We start from the raw sequence: 8,906 nt of genomic DNA, 5'->3' as shown, positions 1-8,906 counted from the left end.
GGTATCGAGGGGCTGTCGGCCGAGCGTGGCCTTGAGCTGTTCGACACCGCGATGGGTCTTGACGATCCGGCTCTGGTCCCGATCCAGCTCGACCTTCCCACCCTCCGCCGAGCCGCCGACAACCTCCCCGAGCTCCTGCACGCCTTGGCCCCGCCCAACCGGCGGCGCTCCGCCGCGGGCAAGGCCGACCCTGGCACGCTGCGCCGTACGCTCGAAGCGCTGGACGCGCAGGGGCAGCACGAGGTGCTCCAGGAACTGGTCACCGGACTCGCCGCCGGCCTGCTCGGATACCAGGACGCCGGGGGCATCGACCCCGAACGTGATTTCCTGGAGCTGGGCTTCGACTCGCTGATGGCGATGGAGCTGCGGTCCGCTCTCAGCGAGGCGATCGGGCTGCGGCTGCCGTCGATGGTGGTCTTCGACCACAAGAGCGCGGCGGCGCTGGCCCGCTTCCTCCTGGACGAGCTCTCCGCTGCCGGTCCGCTCTCCGGCGTACCGTCCGACGGCGACGCGCAGCAGACGGGCCAGGGGGCGGGACGCCCGTCCGGTGCGGCGGCCGACACCCTCAGCCAGCTGTTCCGCGAGGCTCTCCGGAACGGCCCTCTCCAGAAGGCGATGACCATGCTGAACGCGGTCGCGGAGACGCGGCCCGCCTTCACCTCTGCCTCGGACATTCCCGCCCTCCCGGTGCCGGTCCGGCTCATGGAGGGACCCGCAGGACGTACGCGGCTGATCTGCCTGAGTACGCCCATGGCCACCAGCGGCGTCTATCAGCACGCGCACATCGCCAACCACTTCAAGGGCATCCGCGGCGTGGCGGGCATTCCGTTGCCGGGCTTCGTACGCGGCGACAGCCTGCCGGCCACGAACGACGCCGCCGCCGAAGTGCTGGCGGAGGCGGCCCTCGAGGCCGCGGGGGGCGAACGGTTCGTGCTGGCCGGATACTCGGCGGGCGGCATCCTCGCCCACGCCGCCGCGATGCACCTCGAGGAGCGCGGCATGCGTCCCGCCGGCGTCGTCCTCATGGACTCCTATCTGCCCGATGTCTCCAACGCCCTGCTCGACGGCCTGCTGGAGACCATGCTGGACATGGAGCAGACCTTCGACGGGTTCGACAGCGCCCGGCTGTCCTCCATGGGGCGCTACAGCAACATGCTCGGCTCGTTCCCCCTGGAAGGGCTGCGTGCCCCGGTGCTCTTCCTGCAATGTGCCCGCCCCTTCCCCGGCGCGGACACGGACGGGCCCGGCGACGCCTGGCAGGCCGCGCCGTGGAACGCGACCCAGACGGTACGAGCAGTGGGCGCCAACCACTTCACCATGCTGGAAGAGGGTGCGTCGGACTGTGCGCGGGCGATCGAGGACTGGCTCGGCACGCTGGACTGACGCACGACGGCCCTGGGCGCCGTGACCCGTGGTCACGGCGCCCGGAGCCGAACCGGCCGAAGGGAGTACGCGTCAGCCGATCATGGCACCGCCCGCTCCCCGGCCGACCGATCGATGAGATTCCGACCGAGCGACCGACGAAGGGTGATCGAACATGAGTGTGGCCGCCGGGTCCCAGAGGGCCGTGACCAAGGGCACTGTGCCGTTCGGCGAGTACCGGACCTGGTACCGCATCACCGGGGACGTGACCTCGGACAAGCCCGCGCTCGTCGTGGTGCACGGCGGCCCGGGCAGTACGCACGACTACCTGCAGAACATGGCGGTGTTCGCCGACCACGGCTGGCCCGTCGTCCACTACGACCAGCTGGGCAACGGCGGCTCCACCCATCTGCCCGACCGCGGCGCGGACTTCTGGACCGTCGACCTGTTCCTCGCGGAGCTGGACAATCTGCTCGGCGAGCTGGGTGTCGCCGACAACTACGTCCTCTTCGGCCAGTCCTGGGGCGGACTGCTCGTGGCCGAGCACGCTGCCCGGAAGCCCGCCGGACTGCGCGGGCTGGTCATCGCCAACGCGCCGGCCTCCTACCCGCTCTGGCTCCAGGAGATGGAGGTGCTGCGCGCGCAGCTGCCGCCCGGTGTCAACGAGACGCTCCTGCGGCACGAGGCGGCGGGGACCACCGGGTCCAACGAGTACTACGAGGCCATGGGCCCCTTCTACGACCGCCACGTCTGCCGCATCAAGCCGTGGCCGCGGGACTACCAGGCCTCGTTCTACGAGGTGTACAACGACCCCACGGTCTACTTCACGATGAACGGGCCGAGCGAGTTCCACGTCGTCGGCACCTTGCGCGACTGGGGCGTGGAGGACCGCCTCGCCGACATCGAGGTGCCGACCCTCGTGCTCTCCGGCCGCCACGACGAGGCGACGCCCGTCACGGTGCGTCCCTACGAGGAGCTGATCCCGCAAGCGCGGTGGGAGATCTTCGAGGACTCCAGCCACCTGCCCCACCTCGAGGAGCCCGAGCGGTTCGTCGAGGTGATGCTCGGCTATCTGCGCGAGCGAAGCTGACCACGGGCCGGCACGAAAGGTCTGGCCGCGGCCCGGGCGCGGTCGTGGCCGGAAACCGGCGTGAGGGCCGGGTGCGGGAAGGGGGGACCGCCGGCCGGCGGCCCCCCCTTCCCGCACCCGGCCCTCCGTGCCGTCAGGCGCCGAACAGTGCCGTGGCGCGCGTGGTGAGTGCCTTGCGGTCGATCTTGCGGTTGGAGTTGAGGGGGAACTCCCCGAGGTGCTCGTAGCGGCGCGGGAGCATCCCGGCGGGCAGGATCTCCCGCAGGGCACGTGCCAGCACCACCGGAGACGTACGTGTGCCGGTGTAGAAGACCACCAGCTCGCTACCGCCCTCCACCTCCTGGACCACCGTGAGCGCGTCCTCCACCCCGGGGCAGGAGCGTACGGCGTGGTCGACCTCGGCCAGCTCCACACGCCAGCCCTGAAGCTGTATCTGTGAGTCGAGCCGCCCGAGGTAGAGCAGCTCGTCGCTGCCGGGCAGCCGGCGCACCCGGTCTCCGGTGCGGTACCAACGGCGGCCGTCGCGTTCCAGGAAGCGCCCCTCGTCGTCGGCGGGGTCGAGATAGCCGACGGTCATCTGCGGGCCGGTGACGCAGAATTCGCCCTCCTCCTCGGCGAGGGAGCCGTCGTCCGCGAGCAGCAGGTGGTCATGGCCCGGGTGGACCGCGCCGATGGGGACCAGGCCGTTGACGCCGTGCTCTGCCGACGCCACCGGGTCCCAGCGATGGCCGGTGATGGTGATCGTCAGCTCGGTGGGTCCGTAGATGTTCTCCAGGTACGAGCCCGAGGCGGCCTCGTGCCAGTCGGCCGCGTCCTGGCAGTGCAGGGCCTCACCCGCGAAGAAGCTCCACCGCAGGGTGGGGAGCGAGTCGGGGGTCAGCGTGCCCGTGCGGCGGATGAGGGAGATGGCGCTGGGAGTGGAGAACCACACCGTGATGCCCTCCTCGCGCAGGTGGTCGGGGAGCCGGCGGTAGCTGTGCGGGGGGATGGTGACGAGGGTCGCGCCGGCGCCCCAGGCGCAGAAGAGATCGAACATCGCGCAGTCGAAGTTGAGGTCGAACGTCTGCGAGAAGACGTCCTGCGCCGTGAAGTCGTACCGCTCGTCCAGCAGCTGGAAGTAGTGGTACGTGCTGCCGTGGCTGATCGGCACCCCCTTCGGATTGCCGGTGGAACCGGAGGTGAAGAGCATGTAGGCCGTGTCGTCGGCAGCGACCGTCCGAGGGACGCTCAGCGCCGCCGCGGGGTCCACGGTGATCTGCCGCCAGGGAGCCGCCGCGTCGGCGCCGGTGAGCACGGTGCCGTCCGCCGAGGCAGAGAGCACCACGGTGCGGGAGGACAGGACGGAGGCCGGTCCGGTGGCTCGGAGCTGGAGCCTGGACAGCGCCTCCGCGCCCTCCTCGTCCACGACGATCGCCTCGACCCCGGACAGTTCCAGCATCCGGCGGGTGCGCTCCGAGGGGAAGTCGGGGTTGAGCGGCACCACGGTGGCGCCGGTGTAGAGCCCGGCGAGCAGGCCGACGTACGCGGGAACGGTCTTGCCCGCCAGGACTCCGACCACGCGGGGCGGGGTCCCGTCGGCGCACAGGGCGCCGGCCCAGGCGAGAGCGAGGCCATGGACCTCGCGGTAGCTGAGTGCGGCCAGGGTGCCGAGCCGAAGCGCCGTGCCGTCAGGGGATATCTCCAGTCCGCGCAGAAAGCGGTGATGGAGCGCGTACTCGACGGTGCCGGACATACTTCCTCCTGTGGGTGGTCGTTTCCCGCAGGCCGCGCATTACCGTCATCCCGGCTGCCGGCCCACGGACAGGGGTTTCCCTGGACGCGTTAAGCGGGACAGGGGTTGGTAGCGGTTGTTCGGGTTCTCGCAGGGCGATTAGCGTCACCACCCTTAGCAGGTCCGTGGACGAAGCCGGAACCGGAATGGGGCCCGAACACATGAGTACGTGGGACAAGGAATTCGAAGAAATCATCCGCAGCTATCTGCCGTTCCTTTCGGCGGACGAGCCGCTCGACGAGGATGCCGGACTGCGGGATCTCGGCCTGGACTCGATGGGAACCGTGGAGCTGCTCAATGCGCTCGAGAATTCCTACGGGGTCCGCTTCGTCGACGAGGCACTGAGCATGCAGACCTTCGCCACGCCCGGCGTGCTCTGGGCCAAGACGTCGGAGCTGGTGCACGTCACGCACGGCTGACCGGAGTCGGCCGTGCGTGTGCGGCGGGGTTCGCGGGGCTTCGGCTCAGCGGGCCCCGCCGCGGCGTTGCGGGCGCAGTGCCAGCCGCGGATCGACCGCCGTGACCTCGAAGTTGCGGGTGGCGACGGAGACCCGCCCGAACAGCGCGTCCTGGCCGGCGACGAAGAGGCGGCCGACACCGCGGTCCCGGAGCGCCGTCAGGGCGTCCGGCCAGTGCACCGCACGGACGCAGCCGTCGAGTATCAGCTCGCGCACCTCGGCCCCGGTGGTCAGCAGCTTCCCGTCGTGGTCGGAGATCACCGGCACCTGAGGATCGCTGAACCGCAGCCCCGCCAGCGCCTCGTCCTCGATGCGCCGGCGCAGCCCGTCGAAGGCCGGAGAGTGCATGGGAGGGTGCATCACGTACAGCGGCAGCCCGCCCAGGGCGCGCAGCCGCGTCTGGAGCCACTCCAGGCGGGACCGCGACAGCGTCAGCATGGCGAAGTCGTCGTCGACCTGGCAGGTGATGTCGTGCCACTCGCCCATGGCGTCCAGCTCGTCGCGCACCGTGCGCAGCGTCTCGGGCGGGGTCCGGGCGAACGAGAGCGTGACCGCCTCGCGGTGCTCCGTCGCGAAGTAGTCGTCCAGCACCCGGGCGAAGCGCGCGGTCATCGTCACACCGTCGGCGAAGTCGAGGGCCCCGGAGTGGACGGCGAGTGCCTTGTTGCCGAAGCTCGGCCCCACGCATACGGTGGTCTCGCAGCCGAGGGCGGACTCGGCCCACCGGGCGAGCGCCAGACTGTTGACGAGGAAGGCGACCTGGGCGTATTCCGAGTAGTCGCCCTCCGTGTCGCGATAGCGGTCGATGAGGGAGTAGCCGAGCCGTTCGTCGGCGGCGGCCACCAGTTTCCGGGCCTGCGGGTTGATCACCATGAATCGGGCCACGTCCTCGAACCGGGTGGGTCCCATCCCCGGGAAGACCACGGCATGGCCCGTGCGAGTCTCCTTGTCCATGGCGACAGTGTTGGCGTTCCGGGCGAGGGCACAGCACCCCTAGCCGCCCCTAAGCCGCACGACGGGAGGCCTCCTCCGTGTGCCCCGCCGTTCAGGCGGTCGCCCCTTCGAGCACCAGGACCGCGTTGTGCCCGCCGAACCCGAACGTCGTGGACATCCCGACGGGGCGCCGGCCCGGAGCGGTGGTCAGGGGCACGGCGTGCAGGACGTGCCGGAGCGCCCCGAGCGAGGCGTCCGGCCGCCGCAGACCCACGGTGGGCGGCGCGACCCTCGCGTTGAGCGCCATCAGCGTGGCGATCGCCTCGACCGCGCCGGCCGCACCCATCAGATGGCCGGTGGCCGACTTGGTGGAGGACATCGGCAGGGTCTCCAGCGCGTCGGCCAGCACACCGCGCACGGCGGCGATCTCCAGCCGGTCGTCACGCGCGCTGCCGGTGGCGTGCGCGTTGAGGTAGCTCAGCTCGCCGGGAGCGATGCCCGCGTCGCCGAGTGCGTGCCGGACGGCGTCCATGGCGGCTACGCCGTCCTCGGCGGGGGAGAGCACGTGGAACGCGTCGCAGCTGGAGCCGTAGCCCAGAATCTCGCCCAGGGCGGTCCGGCCCCGCCGTTCGGCGCTCTCCGCGGACTCCAGGACCAGCACGCCCGCGCCCTCACCCATCAGGAATCCGTCCCGGCCCTCGTCGAACGGGACGGAGATGCCGGTGGGAGACATGATCCCGGCGTTCAGGTAGGCGGAGCGCATGAAATTGGTCAGCGGAGCGTCCGCGCCGCCCACCACGGCGGCATCGGCGGCGCCGCTGCGGATGGCCCGAACACCCAGCCCGATGGCCTGCGTTCCGGAGGCGCAGCCCGACGTCACGCAGTACGTCTCACCGCGCAGCCGGTGCCGGACGGCGATCTGGACGGCGGCCGAATGGGAGGCCATCATCGGCACGGCATGCCGTGAGACGGCATCGGTCCCGTTGCGCCGCATGGTGGTCAGCTGCTCCTCGAAGGTCAGCACACCGCCGGCGACGGAGCCGATGACACACATGACGCGTTCCGGTGCGTAGGGCAGGCCGTCGGACCAGCCGGCCTGCCGGATCGCTTCCTCGGCGGCGACCAGCGCGAGCTGGCTGAAGCGGTCGGTGGCGTGGATCCCCTTGCGGCTCAGCACCGCGTGCGGGTCGAACGTCTGACAGTGACCCTCGCCGTCCGTCAGCCCCGACTCCCCGTTCACCACCCGGTTGTGGAGGGCCGCCACTCCCTCGCCCAACGGGGTGACCGCACCGGTTCCGGTGACCATGACACGGTGCCGGAACGGCGGCGGATGGCGGTCGTCGGTTTTCACTCGTCCTCCGGGAATTGTGCGACGAAATTGGCGCGGGGCGGAAATTCTCTATGACATCGGGGGCGCCATCTCTGGCCCATCACACATACCCTTCGATTGCCGAGGCGTGGCCACGAGCCTGGTGCTCCAGGCCTACGAACATGGTGCGCGTCCGTAGTTCCGGAAGCGCGACGGCCCTGCAACCGTCCTGCAGAACAGTGTTACCAGGGCATTACCTGCTCACCTATGGCGGGCCAAGAATAGGGGGTTGTCACGGGAGTTCAGGGGTGGTCGATTCTGGCCACTCGTAAAGGCCCGAGGGCATACTTGTGGCGTCAGCGCGCGGCTTCCGTCGCAACGGTCCAACGCCCGAGAGGAATCCGACCTGCCATGACCGCAGCACCGGCGCAATCCAATGTCTGGGCCCGGCGGTACCACCCCGCCCCGGACGCCGCCGTCCGACTGGTCTGCTTTCCGCACGCCGGTGGGTCCGCCACCTTCTACTTCCCGGTGGCCCGTGCCCTGAGCCCCGACCTCGACGTCCTGGCGGTGCAGTACCCGGGCCGTCAGGACCGTCACACGGAGGCGCCGGTGGACTCCGTCCACGCGCTCGCGGACGTGGTGACGGACGAACTGCTGGCAGGCTGGGCTGACCGGCCACTCGTCCTGTTCGGCCACAGCATGGGGGCCATGGTCGCCTACGAGGTGGCCACCCGGCTCCAGGAGCGCGGAGCGCCCGCGGCGGGTCTGATCGCCTCCGGTCGTCGTGCGCCGTCCACCTATCGCGACGAGAACGTCCACGCCGCCGACGACGAGGGCATCGTCGCGGAGATGAAGCGCATGCAGGGAACGGACGACCAGGTCTTCGCGGACGAGGAGGTCCTGCGGATGATCCTTCCCGCGGTGCGCAGCGACTACCGGGCGGTGGAGACCTACCAGCACCGGCCGGGACCGCCGCTGCGATGCCCGGTCACCGTGCTCGTCGGAGGGGACGATCCGCAGGTGACGCCGGAGGAGGCCCAGGCCTGGGAGCGGCACACCGACGCGCCGTTCCGGCTTCGCACCTACCCGGGCGGCCACTTCTACCTTGTCGCGCAGGCCCCCGGAGTCCTGCGGGAGATACGGGAGTTCACCGACTCGGTGCACCCCGCGGGCGAGGGCGGAGGCGCTGCGACCCCGCTGCGATGAGCGGTCGGACGCGGCGCACGACGTACGGCACCGCCCTCCGCGTGGCCGGAGCCCGGCCAGGAGGGTGAGCTCAACGGTCCGAAGCGTGACACCGACGTTCTGGAGGCCCTCATGGGCGCCGAGAAAACCGTTCCGAACACTCAGTCCGCTCCGCCCGGAACCGTATCCCTGTCGACCGCCGCCGCGGCGCGCCGCTCCCGCCGGGCGGCCGGCCGCGGCAGGGCGGTGAACGGATCGGCCGTGGCCGCCGGGAGAGCGCCCCGGGCGCCGCACGACGAGGCGGCGCGCGTACCCCGCGCGCCGGCGCCCGAGTTCGCCGATCTCCCCGAGTTGCCGACCCTGCCGATGCTGCTCGGCATCGGCTTCTGGGTGCCCGGAGCCGAGCGGCCGGCCTCCGGCGGGGACGGAAGCGGGTCCGCTGTGGACCGTCGTGTCTCGTCGCCCACCCGCCAGGGCGAGGGCCGCCCACTGCCGGGTGCCCGGTCCTCCACCTGACGCCCGTCCCGGCGGGTCAACCGATCGGGCCCTCGTTCCGTTCCGAGATCGCTCACCACGCGTCTGTGGTGAGCGATTCTCCGGCATGCGCTGTGGCCGGATTCCGGGACGGGAACGGCGGAGCGTGGAAGCGCCCGGCGCCCGCTCCGCTCGATGCGTACACGGGCATCCCCCGTGAGGGCCGGGCGACATCCACCTGACCGTCACCCGCACCGCACACGACGACAGCGGCCCTCTCCGCCGCACACGAACACAGCAGTCCGCGATGCACGACGACAG

At 71.0% G+C, this 8,906-nt stretch carries 8 protein-coding genes; 5 read left to right on the top strand and 3 right to left on the bottom strand.

Annotation, left to right across the window (positions count from 1 at the left end; genetic code table 11):
* Positions 1-1,383: thioesterase domain-containing protein (locus ACFY8O_RS28625; protein WP_387907329.1), on the top strand; the 1,383-nt coding region annotated here is incomplete at its 5' end.
* A gap of 154 nt (positions 1,384-1,537) precedes the next feature.
* A complete protein-coding gene (locus tag ACFY8O_RS28620; RefSeq protein ID WP_387907327.1) occupies positions 1,538-2,452 on the top strand; it encodes a proline iminopeptidase-family hydrolase in 915 nt (304 codons plus the stop codon).
* A gap of 133 nt (positions 2,453-2,585) precedes the next feature.
* On the opposite strand, the gene ACFY8O_RS28615 is transcribed toward ACFY8O_RS28620, so the two are convergent.
* Positions 2,586-4,184 carry an AMP-binding protein gene (locus ACFY8O_RS28615; protein ID WP_387907324.1) on the bottom strand — a complete coding sequence of 533 codons (1,599 nt, stop codon included), beginning with the start codon at positions 4,182-4,184 and terminating at the stop codon, positions 2,586-2,588.
* Positions 4,185-4,384: 200 nt separating this feature from the next.
* Between ACFY8O_RS28615 and ACFY8O_RS28610 the strand changes: the two genes are divergently transcribed.
* A complete protein-coding gene (locus ACFY8O_RS28610) occupies positions 4,385-4,642 on the top strand; it encodes a phosphopantetheine-binding protein (RefSeq protein WP_208766130.1) in 258 nt (85 codons plus the stop codon).
* 45 nt (positions 4,643-4,687) lie between these two features.
* Here the strand turns inward: ACFY8O_RS28610 and ACFY8O_RS28605 are convergent, their stop codons facing one another.
* Both ACFY8O_RS28605 and ACFY8O_RS28600 read right to left on the bottom strand, forming a co-directional pair.
* The gene (locus ACFY8O_RS28605; protein ID WP_208766129.1) at positions 4,688-5,635 is read right to left on the bottom strand and encodes an ACP S-malonyltransferase; all 948 of its coding nucleotides are present in this window, start codon (positions 5,633-5,635) and stop codon (positions 4,688-4,690) included.
* A gap of 91 nt (positions 5,636-5,726) precedes the next feature.
* On the bottom strand, positions 5,727-6,965 hold the full coding sequence (locus tag ACFY8O_RS28600; protein ID WP_387907319.1) for a beta-ketoacyl-[acyl-carrier-protein] synthase family protein: 1,239 nt from the start codon (positions 6,963-6,965) through the stop codon (positions 5,727-5,729).
* Between the two features lie 369 nt (positions 6,966-7,334).
* Here ACFY8O_RS28600 and ACFY8O_RS28595 point away from each other — a divergent pair, with 369 nt between their 5' ends.
* Together ACFY8O_RS28595 and ACFY8O_RS28590 are read left to right on the top strand one after the other, a co-directional pair.
* The gene (locus tag ACFY8O_RS28595; protein ID WP_387907316.1) at positions 7,335-8,132 is read left to right on the top strand and encodes a thioesterase II family protein; all 798 of its coding nucleotides are present in this window, start codon (positions 7,335-7,337) and stop codon (positions 8,130-8,132) included.
* Between the two features lie 240 nt (positions 8,133-8,372).
* Positions 8,373-8,627, top strand: coding sequence for a hypothetical protein (locus ACFY8O_RS28590; protein WP_387907314.1), 255 nt, complete (start codon positions 8,373-8,375; stop codon positions 8,625-8,627).
* The last annotated feature ends 279 nt before the right edge of the window (positions 8,628-8,906 follow it).

Source organism: Streptomyces argenteolus (genome assembly GCF_042902585.1).
GTDB classification, from domain to species: Bacteria; Actinomycetota; Actinomycetes; order Streptomycetales; family Streptomycetaceae; genus Streptomyces; species Streptomyces argenteolus.
The sequence above is the reverse complement of the archived record's forward strand: the minus strand, read 5'-3'. Positions and strand labels throughout refer to the sequence as shown.